This is a genomic window from Rhizobium terricola (assembly GCF_012927355.1).
GTDB lineage: Bacteria > Pseudomonadota > Alphaproteobacteria > Rhizobiales > Rhizobiaceae > Allorhizobium > Allorhizobium terricola.
In genome coordinates this window covers 80,855-106,330 of sequence record NZ_JABBGK010000001.1, presented here as the reverse complement: position 1 = coordinate 106,330, position 25,476 = coordinate 80,855, and the positions used below count along the sequence as shown (strand labels likewise).

The window sequence follows — 25,476 nt, the reverse complement described above, 5'->3', positions numbered from 1 at the left end:
AAGATCGCACTTTAGCCCGGCAAGAAAAACAACGGGCAAAGAGGGCGAACAGCGCATATGTCGATCAAGGCGAGCATCTATCATCTCACCCACTACAAATACGACAAGCCGGTCCGGCTCGGGCCACAGATCATCCGGCTGAAACCGGCCCCCCATTCCCGGACCAAGGTGCTGAGCCATTCGCTCAAGGTCACGCCCGCCAATCACTTCGTGAACCTGCAGCAGGATCCCTACGGCAACTACCAGGCCCGCTTCGTCTTCCCCGACCCGGTGACCGAATTCAAGATCGAGGTCGATCTCGTCGCCGACATGACCGTCTACAATCCCTTCGACTTCTTCGTCGAGGAAGAGGCGACCAAGTGGCCCTTCGACTATCCGGCCGACATCCGCGACGACCTGAAGATCTACATGACACCGGAACCGGACACCCCGGCGCTGGCCGCCTTCATGGAAACGCTCGACAAGACGCCTGGCCAGGGCACCGTCGACATGGTCGTCGGCCTCAACGCCGCCCTTCAGCAGAAGATCGGCTACGTCATTCGCATGGAGCCCGGGGTCCAGACGCCGGAGGACACGCTGACCATCGGCCAGGGTTCCTGCCGCGATACCAGCTGGCTGCTCGTCCAGGTGCTCCGCCGCCTCGGCCTCGCCGCCCGTTTCGTCTCCGGCTACTTGATCCAGCTGAAACCCGACCTCAAGGCACTCGACGGTCCGTCCGGCACCGAAGTCGATTTCACCGACCTCCACGCCTGGGCGGAAGTCTATCTTCCCGGCGCCGGCTGGGTCGGCCTCGACCCGACTTCGGGCCTCCTGACCGGCGAGAGCCACATTCCGCTTTCCGCCACGCCGCATTACCGAAACGCCGCCCCGATTTCCGGCGGATACTATGGCCACGCCAACACCGAATTCCATTTCGACATGACGGTGAAGCGGGTCGCCGAGCATCCGCGTATCACCAAGCCTTTCTCCGATGAGAGCTGGGACGCCCTCAACGATCTCGGCCATCGCGTCGATGCGGAACTGAAGGCGCGAGACGTCCGCCTCACGATGGGCGGCGAGCCAACCTTCGTGTCGATCGACGACTTCGAATCGGGAGAATGGAATACCGACGCGGTCGGCCCCACCAAGCGCGATAAGGCCGACGACCTGATCCGCCGCCTGCGCGAACGCTTCGCGCCCGGCGGTTTCCTGCATTACGGCCAGGGCAAATGGTACCCGGGCGAGAGCCTGCCCCGCTGGACCTTCTCGCTCTACTGGCGCAAGGACGGCAAGCCGATCTGGCAGAACCCGGAACTGGTGGCCGAGGAAGGCAAGCGCTACGAGGTCACCGCCGACGATGCCGGCCGGCTGCTCGGCGAGATCGCAGAAGCTCTCGGCATCGAATCCGAAATGGTGGTGCCAGCCTATGAGGATCCCGGCGAATGGATCCTCAAGGAAGCCAATCTTCCCGACAATGTCGACCCGGCCAATTCCAAGCTGAAGGACCCGGAAGAACGCAGCCGTATCGCCAGGGTCTTCGAGCGCGGGCTGACGGAGCCGAGCGGCTACGTGCTGCCCGTCCAGACCTGGAACAGCAAGGCCACCGGCAAGCGCTGGGTCAGCGAAAAATGGAAGACCCGTCGCGGCAGGATCTTCCTCGTACCCGGCGACAGCCCCGTCGGCTACCGCCTGCCGCTCGGCGCCCTGCCCTACGTCCCGCCGTCGCAATTTCCCTATATCCACCCCGCCGATCCGAGCGAGCCGCGGGGGCCGTTGCCCGAAGTCGTCGAGGCCGCCGGCCGCGCCATGCCCGAAGCCTCCTTCCAGGTGGACGACACGATCCAGCAGGGCCGCGTCGAGCAGGTGCTCGGCGAGATCGGCGGCGCGGTACGCACCGCCATGTCGGTCGAGGTCCGTGACGGGCGCCTGAGCATATTCATGCCGCCGGTGGAACGGGTCGAGGACTATCTCGAACTGGTCGCCGCCGCCGAACACGCGGCAGCCACCCTCGGCCTTCCCGTTCATATCGAAGGCTATGCGCCGCCGCATGACGAACGCATCAACGTCATCCGCGTCGCCCCCGATCCGGGCGTCATCGAGGTCAACATCCATCCAGCCGCAAACTGGGACGACTGCGTATCGATCACCACCGCCGTCTACGAGGAGGCAAGGCAGTCACGCCTCGGCGCCGACAAGTTCATGATCGACGGTCGCCACACCGGCACCGGCGGCGGCAACCACGTCGTCGTGGGCGGCGCCAATCCGAACGACAGCCCCTTCCTGCGCCGGCCCGACCTGCTGAAGAGCCTGGTGCTCCACTGGCAGCGCCACCCGTCGCTCTCCTATCTGTTCTCGGGCCTCTTTATCGGCCCCACCAGCCAGGCGCCGCGCATCGACGAGGCCCGCCACGACAGCCTCTACGAACTCGAGATCGCCATGGCGCAGATCCCGATGCCCGGATCGGGCGAGGCTCCGCCGCTGCCCTGGCTGGTCGACCGGCTGTTCCGCAACCTGCTGATCGACGTGACCGGAAATACCCATCGCTCCGAGATCTGCATCGACAAGCTGTTTTCACCCGATGGCCCCACCGGCCGCCTCGGGCTCGTCGAGTTCCGTGGATTCGAAATGCCGCCGAACGCCCGCATGTCGCTCGCCCAGCAGCTTCTGGTACGCGCCCTCATCGCGCGCTTCTGGAAGAACCCGACCGGCGGCACCTTTGTCCGCTGGGGCACGGCGCTGCACGACCGCTTCATGCTGCCGCACTACATCTGGCAGGATTTCCTCGAAGTGCTGGCGGACCTGCGCGACAACGGCTTCGACTTCAAGCCGGAATGGTTTGCCGCCCAGCTCGAATTCCGCTTCCCCTTCTTCGGCGAGGTCGAATACGGCGAGTCGCGCCTGGAACTCAGGCAGGCGCTCGAACCGTGGCACGTCATGGGCGAACAAGGCGCGATCGGCGGCACGGTCCGCTACGTCGATTCGTCCGTCGAGCGCCTTCAGGTGCGGCTGGAGACCGGCAATCCGGAGCGCTACGCCATCGCTTGCAACGGACGCCGCGTCCCCTTGACGAAGACAGGCACCAACGGCGTCTCGGTCGGCGGCGTGCGCTACAAGGCCTGGCAGCCGGCCTCCGGCCTGCACCCCGTCCTGCCGGTCAACACACCGCTAACATTTGACGTCTATGATCTCTGGTCGGGCCGTTCGATCGGTGGCTGCGTCTACCATGTCGCGCATCCGGGCGGGCGGAACTACGACACATTCCCTGTGAATGGGAATGAAGCGGAGGCAAGGCGGCTTGCGCGTTTCGAACCTTGGGGCCATACAGCGAGCAATTATCCGCTGTGGCCGGAAACGGTATCGCCGGAATTTCCCCACACACTGGACTTGCGGCGACCTCAGGGTATTTGACTAGATGGCGAACCAACCGGCAGCGGAAAGAGGCCCGGCAGACGAAGAGATGACAGAGGCGCGGACCGCAGGTTATCGCGCGCTTCTGGGCGCCGCCGACGAGATGCTCGATGCGGAGGGCAAGATCCGGCCGGTCTGGCAGTCCTTCGTTGCGGCCCTCGACCGCATGTCGGAGCACGACCTGCACGAACGCTTCGCCCGCGCTGACCGCTATCTGCGCGATGCCGGTGTCTTCTATCGGGCCTATGGCGCGGCCGGCTCCAGCGAGCGCGTCTGGCCGTTCTCCCACATTCCCGTCCTGATCGATGAGAAGGAATGGAACGTGCTCGCCGAGGGTCTGGTGCAGCGCGCCGACCTGCTCGAGGCCGTCGTCGCGGACATCTACAGCGACAACAGGCTTGTCGAACAGGGTTTCCTGCCGCCCGCGCTCGTGGCCTCCAACCCGGAATTCCTGCGTCCTCTGGTCGGCGTCAAGCCGGCCGGCGGCCACTACCTGCATTTCTGCTCCTTCGAGATCGGCCGCGGCCCCGACGGCAACTGGTGGGTGCTCGCCGACCGCACGCAGGCCCCCTCGGGCGCCGGCTTCGCGCTGGAAAACCGCGTGGCCACGACGCGTGCCTTTTCCGACGTCTACGGTGAAAGCCATGTCCACCGGCTGGCCTCCTTCTTCGGCGCCTTCCGCGAGGCCCTGCAGGCCCACAAGCAGAACCGCGACGACCGTATCGCCGTCCTTTCGCCCGGCCCGGCGAACGAAACCTATTTCGAGCACGCCTACATCGCCCGCTATCTCGGCATCATGCTGCTCGAAGGCGAGGATCTCGCCGTCGTCAACGGGCGCGTCATGGTGCGCACCGTCGCCGGACTGAAACCGATCAGCGTTCTGTGGCGGCGCCTCGACGCAGCCTATGCCGATCCGCTCGAACTCAACCAGAATTCGCATATCGGCACGCCGGCCATGGTCCAGGCGCTGCGCAACGGCTCGGTCACATTCGTCAATGCGCTGGGCTCCGGCATTCTCGAAACCCGGGCCTTCCTCGCCTTCATGCCGACCATCTGTCGCCATCTGTTAAGCGAGGACCTGAAACTGCCCTCGATCGCCACCTGGTGGTGCGGGCAGAAATCGGAACGCGAGCATGTCGCGCGCAATCTGGACCGCATGGTCATCGGCCCCGCCTATTCCCGCCTACCCTTCTTCGACGACAACGGTCGTTCCGTGCTGGGCTCACGGCTTCAGGGCAATTCCAAGCTCTCGACCGCCGAGTGGCTGGACACCGAGGGCAGCAATCTCGTCGGCCAGGAGGTCGTCACCCTTTCGACGACGCCCGCGCTGGTCGACGGCAAGCTCACGCCGCGCCCCATGTCGCTGCGCGTCTATGCGGCCCGTACCCGCGACGGCTGGCAGATCATGCCGGGCGGTTTCGCCCGCATCGGCTCCGGCAACGACGTCACCGCGATCGCCATGCAGTCGGGCGGAAGTGCTGCGGACGTCTGGATCGTCTCGGAAAAGCCCGTCGACCGGACCTCCCTCCTGCCCGCCGAGGAAAATTTCACCCGCAACATGCCCGGCAGCCTGCCGAGCCGCGCGGCGGACAATCTCTACTGGCTTGGCCGCTACATCGAGCGTGCGGAAGGGGCGCTGCGCATCCTGCGCGCCTGGCATGGCCGCTTTGCCGAATCGGCCGACCCCAAGCAGCCGCTGCTCGCCTATGTGACGCGCTACATGACGGCCCTCGACATCGACATGGAACGCGGCGTGCCGGAAAGCCTGCTGCGCAACATCGACAGCGCCGTCTATTCGGCCAGCAACATCCGCGACCGCTTCTCACCCGACGGCTGGCTGGCGCTCAATGATCTCGCCAAGACGGCCCGCCGCTTCCACGATGCGGTCACCCGCGGCGACGACGCCTCGCACGCGATGACGGTTCTGCTGCGCAAGCTCGCGGGCTTTGCCGGCCTCGTGCACGAAAACATGTACCGTTTCACCGGCTGGCGCTTCCTGACGGTTGGCCGATTCCTCGAGCGCGGCCTGCACATGACCCGACTGCTCGGCCATATGACGGCCGATGCCGCCCCCGATGGCGCGCTCGACATGCTGCTGGAGATCGGCGACAACGTCATGACGCACCGCCGCCGCTACAATGTCAGCACGGCCAAGCTGACGGTGACGGACCTTCTGGCGCTCGATCCGTTGAACCCGCGTTCCATCCTGTTCCAGCTCAACGAGATCCGCACCGAGGTGGAACAACTGCCGAACGCCTTCACCAACGGACAGATGTCGCCCTTCTACCGCGAAACCATGCGCCTCCATTCCGGCCTGGCGGTGATGACCCCGGAGACCATGACGCCCGAGGTTTACGCAGGCCTCGAGCGTGACCTGGAAAAGCTCTCCGACCTGCTCGCCAACACCTATCTCGGATAACCGGATGCTCTACGACCTCTCGCTGCATATCGGCTATCTCTACGAGGTCCCGGCTTTCGGCGCGCATCACATCCTGCGGCTGCTGCCGCTGTCCCTGCCCGACCGCCAGCGCCTGGTCGCCGGCACCGTCACCGTCGATCCGAAGCCGGACGAAACCGCGAACTTCACCGACTTCTTCCGCCATCCGGCAACGTACGTGACCTATCGCTCGTCCCACGAGAAGCTCGACATCCGCATGCAGGCGCGCGTGTCGGTACAACCGCAGGCCCTTACTGCCGACTTCTCGCCGATCCTTTCCAGGATGCCGGAGGAACTGGCCGACTGCTGGTCGCTCGGCCCCGACTCGCCGCACCACTTTCTCGGCGCAAGCCCTCGGCTCGGTGCGGAACCGCTGATTGCCGACTATGCCCGTTCCGGCTTGAGGTCTGGCCTTACGGTTCGCCAAATTGCCGAGCTCATCTGCGCGCGCATCCATGCGGACTTCAAATACGACCCGGACGCCACGACAGTGGACACACTCCCGATCGAATCCTTTTCGCTGAAGCGTGGCGTCTGCCAGGACTTCGCTCACGTCATGATCATCGCACTGCGGAGCCTCGGCATCCCCGCCGGCTATGTCAGCGGCTTCCTCAGAACGATTCCGCCGCCGGGCAAGGAACGTCTGGAAGGCGCCGACGCGATGCATGCCTGGGTGCGCGTCTGGTGCGGGGAAACCGCCGGATGGATTGAGCTCGACCCCACCAACAACATCGCCGTCAGCAGCGACCACATCGTCACCTCCTACGGGCGCGACTATTCCGACGTGGCGCCGGTGATCGGGGTCCTCAAGAGCTACGGCAGCCACAAGACCGCCCAGGCCGTAGATGTCATTCCGGTAAAATAGCATTTCACCATATTGAATTGACGACTTCACTACAAGTTTAGCGAATCCCTTAAGTCGAAAATCAGAGTTTCCGGGTATCCATTATCCAAAGTGTACCTTTTGGACGGATGACCATGATGATCGACACCAGAAAAAGGCACTCCCTCTACCGCGGATTCATGAAGGATCGCGGCGGTAATTTCGGGATGATGACCGCAATTCTACTTCCTGTGCTGCTGGCCAGCACGGGCGTTGCCCTGGACCTTGCAAAGCTGGTCCAGACCCGATCTGCCCTGCAGGACGCGGCGGACTCCGCGGCGCTTTCCGCCGCCTCAGCACTTGCCGGCAAGGGCATCACCGACGAAGAAGCCATCGAGCTTGCCAAACAGTTCCTGGCGGCACAGTTCAAGAACATCAGCTCCGCCGGCTCAGACACGCTTCCCGAAGAGGAACAGCTCGAATACGAGAAAGTCGGCGATACCGCGCTGGCAAGCGTCGAGCGCACGACGGGCACCGGTGGTTCGAGCAAGACCTACGAGGTCACCATCACCGGCCAGTATGACGTGGCGATGAGCAGCTTCACCCAGCTGCTGGGCTACGACAAGGTTCGCGTCAGCGTCTCGAGCACTTCGGAAAGCACGACCGAGAGCAAGAATGCCCTGTCGATGTACCTCGTCCTCGACCGCTCGGGTTCGATGGCTGAGGACACGGACACCGTGAACGCCGCCCAGCCGACCAAGTCCGAGAGCTATGACTGCAGCTACCAGAGTGGCTGGAAGTGGGTTAGCAAGACCTGCACCCGCGAGGTCACCAACTACGTCATCAAGATCGATGCGCTGAAGCTCGCAGTCGCGGACCTTACGACGACGCTGGATACCGCGGATCCCGAAAAGAAGTATGTCCGCACAGCCGCCATCTCGTACAACTCGTCCAGCCAGACACCGACGACATTCGCGTGGGGCACCACGACCGCCCTGAACTATGTCAAGGCACTGACCGCGACCGGGGGCACTGACTCGTCCAACGCCTTCAAGACTGCCTACCAGAAGGTCACGGCGGCGTCGGAAGTGAACGCGCACATCGCCAAGAACGGCCAGAAGACGCCGGGCAAATTCATCGTCTTCATGACCGACGGCGACAACAACTACACGAGCGCCGACACCACGACCAAAAGCTGGTGCGACTCTGCCAGAACCGCCAGTGTCGAGGTCTACACGGTTGCCTTCATGGCGCCGACACGCGGCCAGGAACTGCTGAAATACTGCGCCACAGATACGTCGCACTACTACGACGCCAAGAACGCCACGGACCTGATGGCGGCGTTCAAGGAGATCGGCGAGAAGGCCGCCACGGCGGCGACCCGCCTGACCCAGTAAAGCACGCGCCAGCCGCGCGAGGACAGGGGAAATACCCACTTTTGGGGCCGCGTTTCGAACGGAAACGCGGCCTTTTTTGTCACGTGGCGGGGCATTGCCCAAGGATATAGATTTCAGTCACTTGGAAGCCGCATCCATCAATTAAAACGATTTTAGCAAATGCCGATTTCCTGTGTTGCAAGAGCTTCGCAACGATGCGTAAACTATGCGTATTGATCGCGTGCCGTTAGGGGAGAATCGGCGCCAGATCCCGATTGGCGAGCAACCGAGTGGCGACCACATGATCAAGAGCGTTAGCAAAGCCGACCTGCCCCTGCCGAAGCCCCGCGTTTCCGATCCTGAAGTGCTGGCAGCCGAAATCATCGAGCGACTGACCTATGGAATTGGCAAGGATGCCAAGGTTGCGACGCCCCACGACTGGCTGACCGCGACCATTCTCGTCGTGCGCGACCGCATCATCGATCGCTGGATGGAATCGACCCGCGCCACCTATGCGAACAACGCCAAGCGCGTCTATTACCTTTCGCTGGAATTCCTGATCGGCCGCCTGATGCGCGACGCCATGTCCAACCTCGGGCTGGTCGACGAGATCCGCCAAGCGCTCGCCTCGCTCAGCGTCGACCTCGACGTGATCGCCGGCCTCGAGCCGGATGCAGCCCTCGGCAATGGCGGCCTCGGACGCCTCGCCGCCTGCTTCATGGAATCGATGGCAACCGTCAACATTCCGGCCTACGGCTACGGCATCCGCTATGTCCACGGCCTGTTCCGCCAGCAGATGGCGGACGGTTGGCAGGTCGAACTGCCCGAGAGCTGGCTCGCCCACGGCAATCCCTGGGAGTTCGAACGCCGGGAAAGCTCCTACGAAGTGGGCTTCGGCGGCGGAGTCGAGACGGTACCGGGCAACAATGACGAACCCCGCTTCGTGTGGAAGCCCGGCGAACGGGTGATCGCCACCGCCTACGACACGCCGGTGGTCGGCTGGCGCGGCGAGCGCGTCAACACCCTGCGCCTGTGGTCAGCTCAGCCGATCGATCCTATCCTGCTCGATGCCTTCAACGCCGGCGACCACATCGGCGCGCTTCGCGAAAGCAACAAGGCCGAGACGCTGACCCGGGTCCTCTACCCCGCCGACGCCACGGCCGCCGGCCAGGAACTGCGCCTGCGCCAGGAATACTTCTTCTGTTCGGCCTCCCTGCAGGACATCCTCAGGCGTCATCTGCAGCAGGGCAACGACCTGTCCGCCCTGCCCGACAAGGTGGCGATCCAGCTGAACGACACCCATCCGGCCGTATCGGTCGCCGAACTGATGCGTCTCCTGTGCGACGTGCACGGGCTGGACTTCGACGATGCCTGGGAGATCACCTGGCGGACGTTTTCGTACACCAACCACACGCTCCTGCCGGAGGCGCTGGAAAGCTGGCCGGTGGCGCTGTTCGAGCGGCTTCTGCCGCGCCACATGCAGCTGGTCTATGCGATCAACGCCAAGATCCTGCTCGATGCGCGCAAGAACCGCAATTTCTCCGACAGCGAGATCAGCCACATCTCGCTGATCGAGGAAAGCGGCGACCGTCGCGTCCGCATGGGCAACCTCGCCTTCATGGGATCCCACTCGATCAACGGCGTTTCGGCGCTGCATACGGAACTGATGAAGGAAACGGTCTTCGCCGACCTGCACAAGCTCTACCCGGACCGTATCAACAACAAGACCAACGGGATCACCCCGCGACGCTGGCTGATGCAGTGCAATCCGCGCCTCACCGCGCTGATCCGCGACACCGTCGGCCCCGAATTCCTCGACGACGCCGAAAAGCTGCAGGCGCTCGACGCCTATGCGGACGACGCAGGGTTCCGCAAGAAGTTCGCCGCCGTGAAGCGCGCCAACAAGGAACAGCTCGCCAATCTGGTCGCCAGCCGCATGGGCATCCGTCTCGATCCCTCGGCGATGTTCGACATCCAGATCAAGCGCATCCACGAATACAAGCGCCAGCTCCTGAACATCATCGAGACGGTCGCCCTGTTCGACGAGATCCGCTCCCACCCGGAACGCGACTGGGTTCCGCGTGTAAAACTCTTCGCCGGCAAAGCCGCGCCGAGCTATCACAACGCCAAGCTCATCATCAAGCTGGCCAACGACGTTGCCCGCGTCGTCAACAACGACCCCTCAGTCCGCAATCTGCTGAAGGTGGTCTTCATCCCGAACTACAACGTGTCGCTGGCTGAGGTCATGGTGCCGGCTGCCGACCTCTCCGAACAGATTTCGACGGCCGGCATGGAAGCGTCGGGAACCGGGAACATGAAGTTTGCGTTGAACGGTGCGCTGACCATCGGAACGCTCGATGGCGCCAATGTCGAAATGCGCGACCATGTGGGCGAGGAGAATATCGTGATCTTTGGCATGACCGCCTCCGAGGTCGGCAGGGTAAGGGCGGAGGGCCACAATCCCCGCGCCGTCATCGAAAGTTCCCGCTCCCTCTCTCAGGCCCTGTCGGCCATTGCCTCCGGCGTGTTCTCGCCGGATGATCCGGGCCGTTATGCAGGCCTCGTCAACGGGCTCTACACCCATGACTGGTTCATGGTCGCGGCCGACTTCAAGGCCTATGCGGAAGCCCAGCGCAAGGTCGACGCGCTCTGGAGCGACGACGTGAACTGGTATTCGAAGACGATCCGCAACACCGCCCGCATGGGCTGGTTCTCGTCCGACCGCACCATCCGTCAATACACCAACGATATCTGGAGAGCCTGATGGCGAAGTCACCGAAGAAGATCGGTGATACTGCACGGCCGGAGGTTCCGCCGGCCGATGAAATCCAGGCCATTGTCGAGGGCACCCATAACGATCCCTTCGCCGTTCTCGGTCTTCACCGGGGCGAGAACGGCTTCGTCGCCCGCTGTTTCATCCCCGGCGCGGAGGCGGTGACCGCCTGCACGCTCTCCGGCACGGTGGTCGGTGAGTTGAAGTCCGTCCATCCGGCCGGCGTCTTCGCCGGTCCGGTCAAGCTCGAGAGCCAGCAGCCGCTGCGCTATCGGGCGGCCCGCGCCGATGCCGAATGGACTGTGACCGATCCCTACAGCTTCGGACCCGTTCTGGGACCGATGGACGACTATTTCGTCCGCGAAGGGTCGCATCTGCGCCTGTTCGACAAGATGGGCGCCCATCCGCTGAAGCACCAGGGCGTCGAAGGCTTCCACTTCGCCGTCTGGGCCCCCAATGCCCGTCGTGTTTCGGTCGTCGGCGACTTCAACGACTGGGATGGCCGGCGCCATGTCATGCGGTTGCGGCGCGACACAGGGATCTGGGAAATCTTCGCACCCGATGTCCGCCCCGGCGCGGCTTACAAGTTCGAGGTCATCGGCAAGAACGGCGAACTCCTGCCGCTGAAGGCCGATCCCTATGCCCGCCGCGCGGAACTGCGCCCGAAGAACGCCTCCGTCACCGCAGCCGAGCTAGAGCAGACCTGGGACGACGAGGCCCATCGCAAGCACTGGGCAAGCGTCGACCAGCGCCGCCAGCCGGTCTCGATCTACGAGGTCCACCCCGGCTCGTGGCAGCGCCGTGACGACGGTTCGATGCTCACCTGGGACGAGATGGCCAAGCGCCTGATCCCCTACTGCGTCGACATGGGCTTCACCCACATCGAATTCCTGCCCGTCACCGAGCATCCCTACGACCCGTCCTGGGGCTACCAGACGACCGGCCTCTATGCCCCGACCGCCCGCTTCGGCGAGCCGGAGGGCTTTGCTCGCTTCGTCAACGGCTGCCACAAGGTCGGCCTCGGCGTGATCCTCGATTGGGTGCCGGCGCACTTCCCGACCGACGCCCACGGCCTGCGCTGGTTCGATGGCACCGCGCTCTACGAACACGCGGATCCGCGCAAGGGCTTCCACCCCGACTGGAACACGGCGATCTACAATTTCGGCCGGGTGGAGGTCCTCTCCTACCTGATCAACAACGCGCTCTACTGGGCGGAAAAATTCCACCTCGACGGGCTGCGCGTCGATGCGGTCGCGTCCATGCTCTACCTCGACTACTCCCGCAAGGAGGGCGAGTGGATCCCCAACGAATACGGCGGCCGCGAGAACCTGGAGGCGGTGCGTTTCCTGCAGCAGATGAACCGCCTGGTCTATGGTTCGCATCCCGGCATCATGACCATCGCCGAGGAGTCGACCTCCTGGCCCAAGGTATCCCAGCCCGTTCACGAAGGCGGCCTCGGCTTCGGCTTCAAGTGGAACATGGGCTTCATGCACGACACTTTGAGCTACTTCTCCCGCGACCCCGTGCATCGCAGGTATCACCACCAGGAGATAACCTTCGGCCTGCTCTATGCCTTCTCGGAGAACTTCGTCCTGCCGATTTCCCATGACGAGGTCGTGCACGGCAAAGGCTCGATGATCGCCAAGATGCCTGGCGACGACTGGCAGAAATTCGCCAATCTCCGGAGCTACTACGCCTTCCAGTGGGGCTATCCCGGCAAGAAGCTTCTCTTCATGGGGCAGGAGTTCGCCCAGTGGAGCGAATGGAGCGAGGAGCGCAGCCTCGACTGGAATCTCCTGCAATATGCCCTGCACGAGGGAATGCGGCGCCTCGTGCGCGACCTGAACTTCACCTATCGCTCGAAGCCGGCGCTCCATGCCCGCGACTGCGAGGGCGAAGGCTTCGAGTGGCTGATCGCCGACGATCACGACAACTCGGTCTTCGCCTGGTTGCGCAAGGCACCGGGCGATAAACCTGTGGCCGTCATCTGCAATCTGACGCCCGTCTACCATGAACGCTACGTCGTGCCGCTCCCTTCGGCCGGACGCTGGCGCGAGATCCTGAACACCGATGCGGAGATTTATGGCGGCAGCGGCAAGGGTAATGGCGGGCGCGTCGAGGCAAAGGGCGGCCCGGACGGCCGCGCCACCGCCGCGCTGACATTGCCACCGCTTGCGGTCATCATGCTCGAACAAGAAAATTGATGCGGGAGGGAAACATGAAGGAAAAGAGAATCCAGCCTCTGGCGCGCGATGCCATGGCCTATGTGCTGGCAGGCGGTCGCGGAAGCCGCCTGAAGGAGCTCACCGACCGACGTGCCAAGCCCGCCGTCTACTTCGGCGGCAAGGCACGCATTATCGACTTCGCCCTTTCCAACGCCTTGAATTCCGGTATTCGCCGCATCGGGGTCGCTACCCAATACAAGGCGCATTCGCTGATCCGCCACCTCCAGCATGGCTGGAACTTCTTCCGTCCCGAACGCAATGAGAGCTTCGACGTGCTGCCCGCCAGCCAGCGCGTCTCGGAGACCCAGTGGTACGAAGGCACTGCGGACGCCGTCTACCAGAACATCGACATCATCGAGCCTTACGGCCCGGAATACATGGTCATCCTTGCCGGCGACCACATCTACAAGATGGACTACGAGCTGATGCTTCAGCAGCACGTCGATTCCGGCGCCGACGTCACCATCGGCTGCATGGAGGTGCCGCGCATGGAAGCCTCGGGCTTCGGTGTGATGCACGTCGACAGCAAGGACGAGATCATTGCCTTCGTTGAAAAGCCCGCCGACCCGCCGGGCATTCCCGGCAACGAGGACTTCGCGCTCGCCTCGATGGGCATCTATGTCTTCCACACCAAGTTCCTGATGGACATCCTGCGCCGGGATGCCGCCGATCCGCATTCGAGCCGCGACTTCGGCAAGGACATCATCCCCTATATCGTCTCGAACGGTAAAGCAGTCGCCCACCGCTTCGCCCGCTCCTGCGTGCGTTCCGACTTCGAGAAGACCCCCTACTGGCGCGACGTCGGCACGATCGATGCCTATTGGCAAGCCAATATCGACCTGACCGACATCGTTCCGGAGCTGGACATCTACGACAAGTCGTGGCCGGTCTGGACCTATTCCGAGATCACACCGCCTGCCAAGTTCGTCCACGACGACGAGGGCCGCCGCGGCTCGGCGATCTCCTCGCTCGTCTCGGGTGATTGCATCATTTCCGGCTCCGCGCTCTACAAGAGCCTGCTCTTCACCGGCGTGCGCGCCAACTCCTACTCCCGCCTCGAAGGCGCGGTCATCCTGCCGAAGGTGCAGATCGGCCGCCACGCACGGCTGACCAACGTGGTCATCGACCACGGCGTCGTCATTCCCGAGGGACTGATCGTCGGCGAGGATCCGGAAATGGATGCCCGGCGCTTCCGGCGCTCGGAGAACGGGATCTGCCTCATAACCCAGTCGATGATCGACAAACTGGACCAGGCCGGCTGATGAAAGTCCTGTCGGTTACATCCGAGCTCTATCCGCTCGTGAAGACAGGCGGTCTCGCCGACGTCGCCGGCGCGCTGCCGCTTGCGCTCTCGAGCCACGGGATAGAGACCCGGACCCTGCTTCCCGGCTATCCCGCCGTGATGAAGGCGATCCGGAATGCCGTAAAATGCGCCGAATTCGACGATCTGCTCGGAGAACGGGCGAGCCTGCTTGCGGTGAAGCATGAAGGCGTCGACATCCTCGTCCTGGACGCCCCCGCACTGTTTGACCGCGTCGGCGGCCCCTATGTCGATCCCAATGCCCGCGACTATGTCGACAACTGGAAGCGCTTCGCCGTGCTTTCGAAGGCGGGTGCCGAAATCGCCGCCGGCGCCTTGCCCGGCTGGCAGCCCGACCTCGTGCACTGCCATGACTGGCAGGCGGCGCTCACCCCGGTCTACATGCGCTACAGCCAGGCGGCCGAGCGCCCGAGCCTGATCACCATCCACAACATTGCCTTCCAGGGGCAGTTTTCCGCCGACCTCTTCCCCGGCCTCGGCCTTCCGCCGCATGCCTTCTGGGAGGCACTCGAATACTACGGCACGCTGAGTTTCCTGAAGGGCGGTCTCGTCGCCTCCCATGCGATCAGCACCGTCAGCCCCTCCTATGCGGAGGAGATCCTGACGCCGGAATTCGGCATGGGTCTCGAGGGTCTGATCGCCAGCCGGGCCGACGACCTCTACGGCATCGTCAACGGGATCGACGCGACCGTGTGGAACCCCGCGACCGACGAACACATCGCCGCGACCTATACCTCGGCCTCGCTGAAGAAACGGCTGGCCAACCGGGATGCCCTCTCCGCACGCTTCGCACTCGACAATGATCCCGGTCCGATTTTCTGCGTCATCTCGCGGCTCACCTGGCAGAAGGGCATGGACCTGCTTGCCGAGGTCGCCGACACCATCGTTACCTCGGGGGCAAAGCTCGCGGTCCTCGGCTCAGGCGACCACGCGCTCGAATCGAGCCTGATGAACGCCGCCGCCCGGCACAAGGGCCGGATCGGCATGATCGTCGGCTATGACGAACCGCTTTCGCATCTGATGCAGGCCGGCGCCGATGCCATCCTGATCCCGTCGCGCTTCGAACCCTGCGGGCTCACCCAGCTTTATGGCCTGCGTTACGGATGCGTGCCCGTCGTCGCCCGCACCGGGGGACTGGCCGACACCGTCATCGACGCCAACGAGGCAGCACTCGCAGCGCAGGTGGCGACCGGCATCAAGTTCGCCTCCGGCACGGCCGATGCCCTGCGCTCCGCCATCCGTCGCACGGTACGGCTCCACAATTCCGCCAAGACCTGGGGTCAGTTGCAGAAGCAGGGGATGAAGTGCGATGTCTCCTGGGGCAGAAGCGCCGAGCGCTATGCCGAACTCTATAAACGCCTCGTTTCGAAAGGCCAGTAAGTCCATGATTTCGACCGTTGCCACCAAGCCTTTTGGCGACCAGAAACCCGGCACGTCCGGTCTGCGCAAGAAGGTCCCGGTCTTCCAGCAGCCGAACTATGCCGAAAACTTCATCCAGTCCATTTTCGATTCGCTGGAGGGTTTTGCCGGCAAGACGCTGGTGATCGGCGGCGACGGCCGCTTCTACAACCGTGAAGTCATCCAGAAGGCGATCCGCATGGCCGCGGCCAACGGTTTCGGCAAGGTGCTGGTCGGCCAGGGCGGCATTCTATCGACGCCGGCCGCCTCGCACGTGATCCGCAAGTACAAGGCATTCGGTGGCATCATCCTCTCGGCAAGCCACAATCCCGGCGGCCCCACCGAGGATTTCGGCATCAAGTACAATATCGGCAACGGCGGCCCGGCGCCGGAAAAGATCACGGACGCGATCTTTGCCCGCTCCAAGGTCATCAGCGCCTACAAGACCGTCGATACGCCCGGCATCGATCTCGACCGGATCGGCGCCGTGGAGGTCGGCAGCATGACTGTCGAGGTCATCGATCCCGTGGCCGACTATGCCGAGCTGATGGAACAGCTCTTCGACTTTTCTGCGATCCGCAACATGTTCGGCCTCGGCTTTCGCATGGTCTTCGACGCGATGAGCGCGGTCACCGGCCCCTACGCCAAGGAAATCATCGAGCGCCGGTTGGGCGCACCCGTCGGTACGGTGCGCAACTTCACGCCCCTTCCCGATTTCGGCGGCCATCACCCCGACCCCAATCTGGTGCATGCCAAGGAACTCTATGACGAGATGATGTCGGGGACGCATGCGCCGGATTTCGGCGCTGCCTCCGACGGAGACGGCGACCGCAACCTCGTCATCGGCAAGGGCATCTTCGTCACGCCTTCCGACAGCCTCGCCATCCTTGCGGCCAATGCCGATCTCGCACCCGGCTATTCCAAGGGCATCGCCGGCATTGCCCGCTCGATGCCGACCAGCGCCGCCGCCGACCGGGTGGCCGAAAAGCGCGGCATCGGCATTTACGAGACCCCGACCGGCTGGAAATTCTTCGGCAACCTGCTCGATGCCGGCAAGGTGACGATCTGCGGCGAGGAGTCCGCCGGTACCGGTTCGAACCATGTCCGCGAAAAGGATGGGCTCTGGGCCGTGCTCCTCTGGCTCAACATCCTCGCCGTGCGCGGCGAAAGCGTGAAGGACATCGTCACCCAGCATTGGGCCACCTATGGTCGCAACTACTATTCCCGCCACGACTACGAGGCCGTCGACACCGATGCCGCCAACGGCCTGATGGACGCGCTGCGTGTGCGACTGGAGAGCCTTCCCGGCACCAAGGTTGGCGACCTGACGGTGACCGAGGCCGATGATTTCGCCTATCTCGATCCGGTCGACCAGTCGATCAGCCGGAACCAGGGCATCCGCATCCTGTTCGAAGGCGGCTCCCGCGTCGTCTTCCGCCTCTCCGGCACCGGCACCTCTGGTGCAACGCTGCGCGTCTACATCGAGCGCTACGAGCCGGACGCCAACCGCCATGATCTGGAGACGCAGTCGGCTCTTGCTGATCTGATCGCCGCGGCCGAGGAACTGGCCGGCATCGGCGCCCGCACGGGCCGCGACGCCCCGACGGTCATCACCTGATCGCGCGCGGATGAACCGCATCGAAACACGGATGGGCGGCGTCGCACTGACCGACAGGGGTGCGGATTTCGCCGTCTGGTCGCATCATGCCGAAAGGGTCGAGCTCTGCCTGTTCGATCCAATCGGCCGCGCCGAGATCTGCCGCCTGCCGATGACGCGCAACGCGGAAAGCGTACACAGGCTGCATGTCGATGGCGTCGTTCCCGGTGCGCGCTACGGCTACCGCGCCTATGGCCGCTATGCGCCGGACCACGGCTATTGGTTCGATCCCTCCAAGCTGCTCGTCGATCCCTATGCCAAGGAACTCGACAGGCCCTTCGTCCATGACCCGAAGCTGTCGATCTTCGGCACGGACACGGCGGCCATCGTGCCGAAGGCGATCGTCACCGACGATCGGCTGGCGCGTCTCGAACGACCGCATTTCCAGCCCGGCGGCTTCATCTACGAGCTGTCGGTCAAGGCCTTCACCATGCGCCATCCGGAAGTGCCGGCCGAACTGCGTGGCACGGTCGCGGCCCTTGCCCATCCCGCGATCATCAGCCACCTGAAGACCATCGGGGTCGATGCGGTCGAACTGATGCCGATCGTCGCCTGGATCGATGAACGCCATCTGCCGCCGCTCGGGCTGACCAATGGCTGGGGCTACAATCCGATTGCCCTGATGGCGCTCGATCCCCGCATCGTGCCCGGCGGCATGACGGAACTGCGCGACACGGTCGCCGCCCTGCACAAGGAAGGCATAGGGGTCATCCTCGACCTCGTCTTCAACCATACCGGTGAGAGCGACCAGAAAGGTACGACGCTGTCGCTGCGTGGCCTCGACAATCTTTCATGCTATCGCCACCTGCCCGACAATCCGGCCGTGCTGGTCAACGACACGGGCTGCGGCAACACCCTTGCCTGCGACCACCTCTTCGTCCGGCGCCTGATCATCGACAGCCTGCGCCATTTCGTCGTGCATGCCGGCGTCGACGGCTTCCGCTTCGACCTTGCCCCCATCCTCGGACGCACCTTCCACGGCTTTCACTCGACCTCGCGGACGCTGCACGCCATTCTGACCGACGAGGTGCTCGAGGATCGCATCATGATCGCCGAGCCTTGGGATGTAGGTCCCGGCGGCTATCAGCTCGGCAACTTTCCCGCCCCCTTCCTCGAATGGAACGACCGCGCGCGCGACGACATGCGCCGCTACTGGCGTGGCGACGGCCACATGGCGGGCGCGCTAGCGACGGCGCTTGCCGGCTCGTCCGGAGCCTTCGGCGGCAACGGCATCCGGGAAACCCGGAGCGTCAACTTCATCGCCGCCCATGACGGTTTCACCCTGCTCGATCTCGTGTCGCACAGCCATAAGCGCAACGGCAGGAACGGCGAGAACAACCGCGACGGCCATGACGAGAACTATTCCTGGAACAACGGCGTGGAGGGCGATACCGACAGTGCCGCTATTCGCCAGCAGCGCCTTCAGGACGTCTCGGCACTGCTGTCGACGCTGTTTGCCACCCGTGGTGCCATCATGCTGACCGCCGGCGACGAATTCGGCCGCACCCAGCACGGCAACAACAACGCCTACTGCCAGGATAACGAGCTGACATGGCTCGACTGGGAGAACGCCGATCAGGACCTGATCGGGCACACCGCGATGCTGGCCGCCATGCGCCGGCGCTTTTCTGTGTTCAGTCGGCTGGACTTCTTCAACGGCGGCGGCGACGTGGCCTGGCACACGACCGACGGCACGCCGATGGAGGTCGCGGACTGGGAGGAGGACGAGGCCGCCACGCTTGCAATGCTGCTCGATACTTTCGACACCAGGCTCGGTCGCGAAGTCCGCCTTGCCGTTCTGTTCAACCGCTCCCGGACGGCGCATGACTTCACACTACCGACGTCACCCGACCGCCAGTGGTATTCCCTCCGGACCGATCGCTGCTCCGCGAAAATTCATGTAAGACCACGCTCGGTTGAGTTTTTTATAGAACACTGACTTTTTCATCATTCCGAGGCATGCACCGGCTATTCACTGTTGGTCCAAGCCCCTGTAGGTAATTGCAGAACACAACGATCGGTGAGGTTCCATGCCGCGTGAAATTTCGCTGTCCGAAGTTCAGTCGCTGGTCGGCCAGGAGGTCGGCCTTTCGAACTGGATTACCGTCGACCAGACAATGATCGACGCCTTTGCCGGCGCCACCGACGATCATCAGTTCATCCATGTCGATCCGGTTCGCGCGGCAGAAACCCCGTTCGGCGGCACGATCGCCCACGGTTTCCTGACGCTTTCCCTGCTGTCGGCGATGAACTACGACTGCCTGCCGAAGATCCGCGAACAGCAGATGGGCATCAACTATGGCTTCGAGAAGGTGCGCTTCCTGTCGCCGGTCAAATGCGGCAAACGCGTGCGCGGGCATTTCGTGCTGACCGAGGCGCGTTTCCGCGGCGCGGGCATGATGATGACCAATTACGACGTCTCGATCGAGATTGAAGGCGAGCGCAAGCCGGCGCTGACCGCCATCTGGATGACCATCATCCAGTTCGACCCGAAGGACCGACCGGAAGGCGTCTGAGAATTGGAAGCAAGCGGCGCCCGGTTTCGGGCGTCTGCATGAGCGACGCGACGGATGCGTGCGCGGCCGGGCCGTCTATCTTCACGGCCTCTGTCAGGATGGGCCGGCCGGAGAACAACCCCGACCAGCAAATTCGACATCAGGCAGCAGCGTCCTGCGCGCCTTCGTCCAACAGGCCGAAGACATATTCCGCGAACGAGCGCCAGCACTCGACGCGGAAGGTTTCCTCGTCGACGCGGTAAAGCACGATCTCTGCCTTGCCGAACACCGTACGGGTGGCAGCGCCGATCGGGAAGGTCGCGAGCGACAGGTTGAGCGCGCAGCCGGCATTGATGGCGTTCGCAGCCCCCGGACCAGAGACGATGATTGCCGTGTTCCGGTGCGACACGTCGGTCGCCGAGTGGACGGCACCGGAAGCGGCGCAGTCGGCCATCAGGTCGCCGCCCTTCTCGTCGATGAGCAGCCATTCGTCGGGCCCGAGCCAGCAGGCCAGCCGTCCCTTTGCCGCGGCCGTGCCCTTCGGGGTGGTCGGCAGCTTCACGCCGAGCGCCTTCGACAGGGCGGCAACGCCGTCGGCGTGGGCACGCAAGGAGACGCGGGTTGCCGGATCGGCCGGTGTCAGCCGCACGATCGGCGATCCGCCATGGGCGCCGGTGAGTACGGGATTGCGTTGAGCGACGATAGCATCAGCCATGGATGCGTCCCCCTTCCTTGTCAAAGAATACCGTGTCGGTCACTTCGACCGCGATGGTCTTGTCCTTCATCGGCACGTAGAGCGTTTCGCCCATGCGCGCCCGTCCGCCGACCAACGTGGCGATCGCGATCGACCGGCCGAGGTTTTCGGACCAGTAGGACGACGTCACATGACCGAGCATGGTCATCGGCTTCGGCTGGTTCGGATCGGCGACGATCTGACCACCTTCTTCGAGAACCTCGTTCGGGTTCTTGGTGAACAGGCCGACCAGCTGCTTGCGGCCTTCCTTGACCAGATCCGGACGCTTCAGGCCGCGAATGCCGACGAAGTCGGTCTTCTTCTTGGAGACCGCCCAGCCATAGCCGGCGTCGTCCGGCGTCAGCGTGCCGTCCGTGTCCTGGCCGACGATGATGTAGCCCTTCTCGGCGCGCAGCACGTGCATGGTCTCGGTGCCGTAGAGGCAGGCGCCGAGGCTCTGCGCCCGCTCCCAGATCGCCTGGAAGACCGAGGCGCCGAAATCGGCCGGCACGTTGACTTCAAAGCCGAGTTCACCGGTGAAGGAGACGCGGAACAGACGGGTCGGAACGCCGCAGAACTTGCCTTCGGCGATGCTCATGTGCGGGAAGGCTTCGTTCGAGATGTCGATGCCTTCGACGAACGGAGCGATGATGTCGCGCGCCTTCGGACCCTGAACGGCGATGACCGCCCACTGCTCGGAGGTCGACGTCAGCCAGACCTTCAAATGCGGGAATTCCGTCTGCAGGTAGTCTTCCATGTGGTTGAGGACGCGCGGCGCACCGCCGGTCGTCGTCGTCACGTGGAAGCGGTCTTCGGCGAGTCGTCCGACGACACCGTCGTCATACACGAAGCCGTCGTCGCGGGTCATGATGCCGTAGCGGCACTTGCCCGGCTTCAGCGTGTCCCAGGCATTGGTGTACATCAGGTTGAGGAACTCGGCCGCATCCGGACCGACCACCTCGATCTTGCCGAGCGTCGATGCGTTGAAGACGCCGGCGACGTCGCGCACCGTCTTGCATTCGCGATTGACGGCCTGGTGCATGTCCTCACCCGGCTTCGGGTAGTACCAGGCACGCTTCCAGTTGCCGACATCCTCGTATTCAGCACCCTGGCTGACTTCGTAGGCATGCATCGGCGTCTTGCGGGTCGGATCGAACAGCTCGCCGCGCGAGTGGTTGATCAGCGTGCCGAAGGTGACCGGCGTGTAGGGCGCGCGGAAGGTCGTGAGACCGACCTTCGGGATTTCCTTGCCCAGCACTTCGGCGGCGATCGCAAGGCCATGCATGTTGGACAGCTTGCCCTGGTCGGAGGCCATGCCGTTCGTCGTGAAGCGCTTGATGTGCTCGATCGAATGCATGCCTTCGCGCACGGCAAGGCGGATGTCCTTGGCGCAGACGTCGTGCTGGAAGTCGATGAAGGCCTTGACGCTCGTATCGCGCCCTGCCCCTTCAGCCGCACCGATCATGCCGCCGGTCCAGCCGAAGGCATTGACGCCGGCAAGGCGGGTCGAGGACGAACCGGCCGCACCGGCGGCCTTTGCCATGTCGGCACCAGCCGCAGAGGCCTCGTCGATGATCGTCTGGATGTCGTCCGTACCGTTGCAGGTACCGACGCAGATGCATTCCTGGGCATAGACGTCCGGCAGGAACCGGTCGTTGGCCGCATCGAACTTCAGCTTGCCGCGCGACTGCGAGAACAGGTGCACCGACGGCGTCCAGCCGGCCGAGACGAGAAGTGCGTCGACCTCGATCTTGCGGGCACTACCGTTACCGTTGCGCTTGACCGTCATCGAACGGATGCGCAGGCGGCCCGACGTGTCGGTGACAGAATGGCCGGCCAGCACTTCGATGCCGAGATTGCGGGCTTCCGCCAGCACCTTTTCGCCCGGCTTTTCGCGGCAATCGACGATCGCGGCGACCGTGACGCCGGCCCGCTTCAGGTCGAAGGCGGCTTCATAGGCCGAATCATGTGCCGTGTAGACACCGACCTTGGCACCGACGGCGACGCCGAAGTGGTTGAGATAGGTGCGGCCGGCGGACGCCAGCATGATGCCCGGACGGTCGTTGTTGGCGAACACCATGTGGCGTTCGATCGAACCGGTGGCGATCACCACCTTTTTGGTGCGGACCTGCCACAGCCGCTCGCGCGGGCTGCTCTTGGCAGGCTTCGCGACATGGTCGGTAACGCGTTCGGCAAGCGCCACGAAATTGTGGTTGTAGTAGCCGAAGGCGGTCGTGCGGGTCATGACGCGGACGTTCGGCAGGCTGGCGAGCTTGGCTGCGGTTGCCTGCGCCCAGTCGTAGCCGTTCTGGCCGTCGATGGTCGCACCGGTGTCGAAGTGGAACGCACCACCCATTTCCGGCTGCTCATCGCAGATGATGACCTGAGCACCGGTTTCGGCTGCGGCAAGCGCTGCTGAGAGGCCGGCCACGCCACCGCCGACGACGAGAACGTCGCAATGCGCATAGCGGCTCGAATAGTGATCCGGATCCTCTTCCTTCGGCGCGACGCCGAGGCCGGCAGCGCGACGGATGAAGGGTTCGTAGACCGAGTGCCAGAAGGACTTCGGCCACATGAAGGTCTTGTAGTAGAAGCCGGCGGCGAAGAAGGGCGAGAAGAAGTCGTTGATCTCGCCGATGTCGAGCGACAGCGACGGCCAGCGATTCTGCGTCTCGACCTTCATGCCGTCGAACACTTCCTGCACCGTGGCGCGGACGTTCGGCTGGCGGCGGGCCGCATCGCGCGATACGTCGAGCAGCGCATTCGGCTCTTCCGGACCGGCCGTCAGGATGCCGCGCGGACGGTGATACTTGAACGAGCGGCCGGCGAGATGCATGCCGTTGGCGAGCATGGCTGAGGCGACAGTGTCGCCCTCGTAGGCCGTCAGGCTCTTGCCGTCGATGGTGAAGCGGGCGGTGCGGGCCGGCGTGAGGCGACCCTTGCCCGGGATACGATTGGCGCCGCTCATTTCGACGCTCCCTTCTCAACTGCGTTCGGGAGGAAGGCAGACACGTCGGCCTTCGGCTCTCCCGCCTTGTAGGTCAGATGGATCTTGTCGCTGACGGTGTCGCGGACTGCATTGAAGAAGCGTCCGCAACCACTGATGTGGCGCCAGCGTTCGAAGATGAGGCCCTTCGGGTTGTCGCGCAGGAAGAAATACTCCGCGAAGGCTTCATCGGAGATCTCGGCAATGTTTGTCGGGCGGGCGATATGCGCCTCGCCGGCGGCGCGGAATTCGAGCTCGGAGCGCTCTTCCTCGCAATAGGGGCATTTGATCAGCAGCATCTGTGCGTTCCCTCGTAATCAGTGCGCCACGGCGGCGGCAGCCGCCTCGTCGATCAGACGGCCGGTGCGGAACCGGTCGAGGGTGAGGCCGGCCGCCAGGCGGTGCGGCTCGCCCTTGGCGATCAGGTGCGCGAACAGGTTGGCCGAACCCGGAGTCGCCTTGAAGCCGCCGGTTCCCCAGCCTGCATTGACGAACAGGTTCTGGACCGGCGTCACGCTCTGGATCGGCGAGCGGTCGGCGGTGTTGTCGGTGATCCCGCCCCACTGGCGCATCATCTTGACGCGACGGAACATCGGGAACAGCTCGCAGATCGCATCCAGCGTGTGGGTGATGATCTGCAGGCCGCCGGTCTGCGAGTACGAATTGTACTGGTCGGTACCGGCGCCGATGACGAACTCACCCTTGTCCGACTGCGAGATATAGGCATGCACCGTGTTCGACATGACAACGCACGGGAAGATCGGTTTCATCGGCTCGGAAACGAGCGCCTGGAGCGGCGTCGAGTGAACCGGCAGGCGAACGCCGGCCATGCCCATGACGACCGACGAATGGCCGGCAGCAGAAACGCCGATCTTCTTCGCACCGATGAAGCCGCGATTCGTATCGACGCCGGTGACCTCACCGTTCGGACCACGGCGGATGCCGGTGACTTCGCAGTTCTGGATGATGTGGACACCGCGATCGGAGGCCGCACGGGCAAAGCCCCATGCAACCGCGTCATGGCGAGCCGTGCCGCCGCGGCGCTGCAGGGCCGCGCCGTTGATCGGGTAGCGGGCCGTCTTCGAGATGTCGAGCGGCGGGCAATAGGCCCTGGCCTGCTCGGGCGTCAGCCATTCGTTGTCGATGCCATAAAGGTTGTTGGCATTGATGTGGCGCTTGAACGACTGCTGGTCGTGAATATTGTGCGACAGCATCATGACGCCGCGCGGCGAGTACATGACGTTGTAGTTGAGGTCCTGCGACAGGCCTTCCCACAGCTTGAGCGAATGCTCGTAGATGTCCATGCTCTCTTCGTAGAGATAGTTGGACCGAATGATGGTCGTGTTGCGGCCGGTATTGCCGCCACCCAGCCATCCGCGCTCGAGCACCGCGACATTGGTGATGCCGTGCTCCTTGGCCAGATAGTAGGCGGCACCGAGACCGTGCCCGCCGGCACCGATGATGATGACGTCGTAGGACTGGCGCGGCTCGGGAGAAACCCACTGGGCCTCCCAGCCTTTATGGGCGCGCAGCGCCTCGCGTGCCACGGCAAAAACCGAATATTTGCGCATTCGCCTCAAACTCCTGTAGGCAAGGCTTTTGGGTAGGATGACATCAGTGACAAATACATATGCGTCACGACGCTCCTTTTGCGACGCCACGACATGCGTCTTTCGACACGATAGCCGCATACGTTCCCGGAAGCGAATTTTCTCGGAGCAAAGGCCCGCGCCATATGGACTTCCTTGAGGCGATCTGTTATCTGCCCTCCCTAATCGCTGACCTCACGGCCAAGCGAAACGATTGTTTTTTGTTCCGCTAACGACCTGACTTTGGCGGAAAACAACTCAAAACCAAAGGAACGG

Annotated in this window: 15 protein-coding genes; 11 read left to right on the top strand and 4 right to left on the bottom strand. The window is 63.7% G+C overall.

Going from position 1 to position 25,476, the window contains the following annotated elements; translation table 11 throughout:
• Nucleotides 1-57 precede the first annotated feature (57 nt).
• From HHL25_RS00430 to HHL25_RS00380, 11 genes are all read left to right on the top strand, one after another.
• On the top strand, nt 58-3,387 hold the full coding sequence (locus HHL25_RS00430) for a transglutaminase family protein (protein ID WP_169586186.1): 3,330 nt from the start codon (nt 58-60) through the stop codon (nt 3,385-3,387).
• A gap of 4 nt (nt 3,388-3,391) precedes the next feature.
• Nucleotides 3,392-5,806 carry a circularly permuted type 2 ATP-grasp protein gene (locus tag HHL25_RS00425; RefSeq protein WP_169586185.1) on the top strand — a complete coding sequence of 805 codons (2,415 nt, stop codon included), beginning with the start codon at nt 3,392-3,394 and terminating at the stop codon, nt 5,804-5,806.
• Nucleotides 5,807-5,810: 4 nt separating this feature from the next.
• Nucleotides 5,811-6,689, top strand: coding sequence for a transglutaminase family protein (locus tag HHL25_RS00420; RefSeq protein ID WP_169586183.1), 879 nt, complete (start codon nt 5,811-5,813; stop codon nt 6,687-6,689).
• A 116-nt stretch (nt 6,690-6,805) separates the two neighbouring features.
• Nucleotides 6,806-8,044 (top strand): TadE/TadG family type IV pilus assembly protein, encoded by a 1,239-nt coding sequence (locus HHL25_RS00415; protein ID WP_169586181.1) that lies wholly within the window; start codon nt 6,806-6,808, stop codon nt 8,042-8,044.
• Nucleotides 8,045-8,327: 283 nt separating this feature from the next.
• Nucleotides 8,328-10,787, top strand: a complete 2,460-nt coding sequence (locus tag HHL25_RS00410) for a glycogen/starch/alpha-glucan phosphorylase (protein WP_315853044.1) — start codon at nt 8,328-8,330, stop codon at nt 10,785-10,787.
• A complete protein-coding gene (gene glgB / locus HHL25_RS00405; RefSeq protein ID WP_169586175.1) occupies nt 10,787-13,000 on the top strand; it encodes a 1,4-alpha-glucan branching protein GlgB in 2,214 nt (737 codons plus the stop codon). The genes HHL25_RS00410 and glgB overlap by 1 nt, the downstream gene beginning before the upstream one ends.
• Nucleotides 13,001-13,014: 14 nt before the next feature.
• Entirely contained in the window at nt 13,015-14,283 is a 1,269-nt protein-coding gene (gene glgC, locus HHL25_RS00400) for a glucose-1-phosphate adenylyltransferase (protein ID WP_169586173.1), read from the top strand.
• Nucleotides 14,283-15,722, top strand: coding sequence for a glycogen synthase GlgA (gene glgA / locus HHL25_RS00395; protein ID WP_169586171.1), 1,440 nt, complete (start codon nt 14,283-14,285; stop codon nt 15,720-15,722). Before glgC ends, glgA begins: the two co-directional genes overlap by 1 nt.
• Before the next feature lie 4 nt (nt 15,723-15,726).
• Nucleotides 15,727-17,358, top strand: a complete 1,632-nt coding sequence (locus HHL25_RS00390) for an alpha-D-glucose phosphate-specific phosphoglucomutase (RefSeq protein WP_169586170.1) — start codon at nt 15,727-15,729, stop codon at nt 17,356-17,358.
• A gap of 10 nt (nt 17,359-17,368) precedes the next feature.
• Nucleotides 17,369-19,336, top strand: coding sequence for a glycogen debranching protein GlgX (glgX, locus tag HHL25_RS00385; RefSeq protein WP_169586168.1), 1,968 nt, complete (start codon nt 17,369-17,371; stop codon nt 19,334-19,336).
• Between the two features lie 91 nt (nt 19,337-19,427).
• Nucleotides 19,428-19,913, top strand: a complete 486-nt coding sequence (locus HHL25_RS00380; RefSeq protein ID WP_169586166.1) for a MaoC family dehydratase — start codon at nt 19,428-19,430, stop codon at nt 19,911-19,913.
• Between the two features lie 139 nt (nt 19,914-20,052).
• Here HHL25_RS00380 and HHL25_RS00375 read toward each other — a convergent pair whose 3' ends face one another.
• Genes HHL25_RS00375 through HHL25_RS00360 form a run of 4 tightly spaced genes read right to left on the bottom strand, consistent with a single transcriptional unit; the run spans nt 20,053 to nt 25,182 of the window.
• Nucleotides 20,053-20,607, bottom strand: a complete 555-nt coding sequence (locus HHL25_RS00375; protein WP_169586164.1) for a sarcosine oxidase subunit gamma — start codon at nt 20,605-20,607, stop codon at nt 20,053-20,055.
• Nucleotides 20,600-23,593: a sarcosine oxidase subunit alpha gene (locus tag HHL25_RS00370; RefSeq protein ID WP_169586162.1), complete on the bottom strand. Its 2,994-nt coding sequence runs from the start codon at nt 23,591-23,593 to the stop codon at nt 20,600-20,602. The genes HHL25_RS00375 and HHL25_RS00370 overlap by 8 nt, the downstream gene beginning before the upstream one ends.
• Entirely contained in the window at nt 23,590-23,910 is a 321-nt protein-coding gene (locus tag HHL25_RS00365) for a sarcosine oxidase subunit delta (RefSeq protein WP_169586160.1), read from the bottom strand. Before HHL25_RS00365 ends, HHL25_RS00370 begins: the two co-directional genes overlap by 4 nt.
• An 18-nt stretch (nt 23,911-23,928) precedes the next feature.
• The gene (locus HHL25_RS00360) at nt 23,929-25,182 is read right to left on the bottom strand and encodes a sarcosine oxidase subunit beta family protein (protein WP_169586159.1); all 1,254 of its coding nucleotides are present in this window, start codon (nt 25,180-25,182) and stop codon (nt 23,929-23,931) included.
• Between the last annotated feature and the right edge of the window lie 294 nt (nt 25,183-25,476).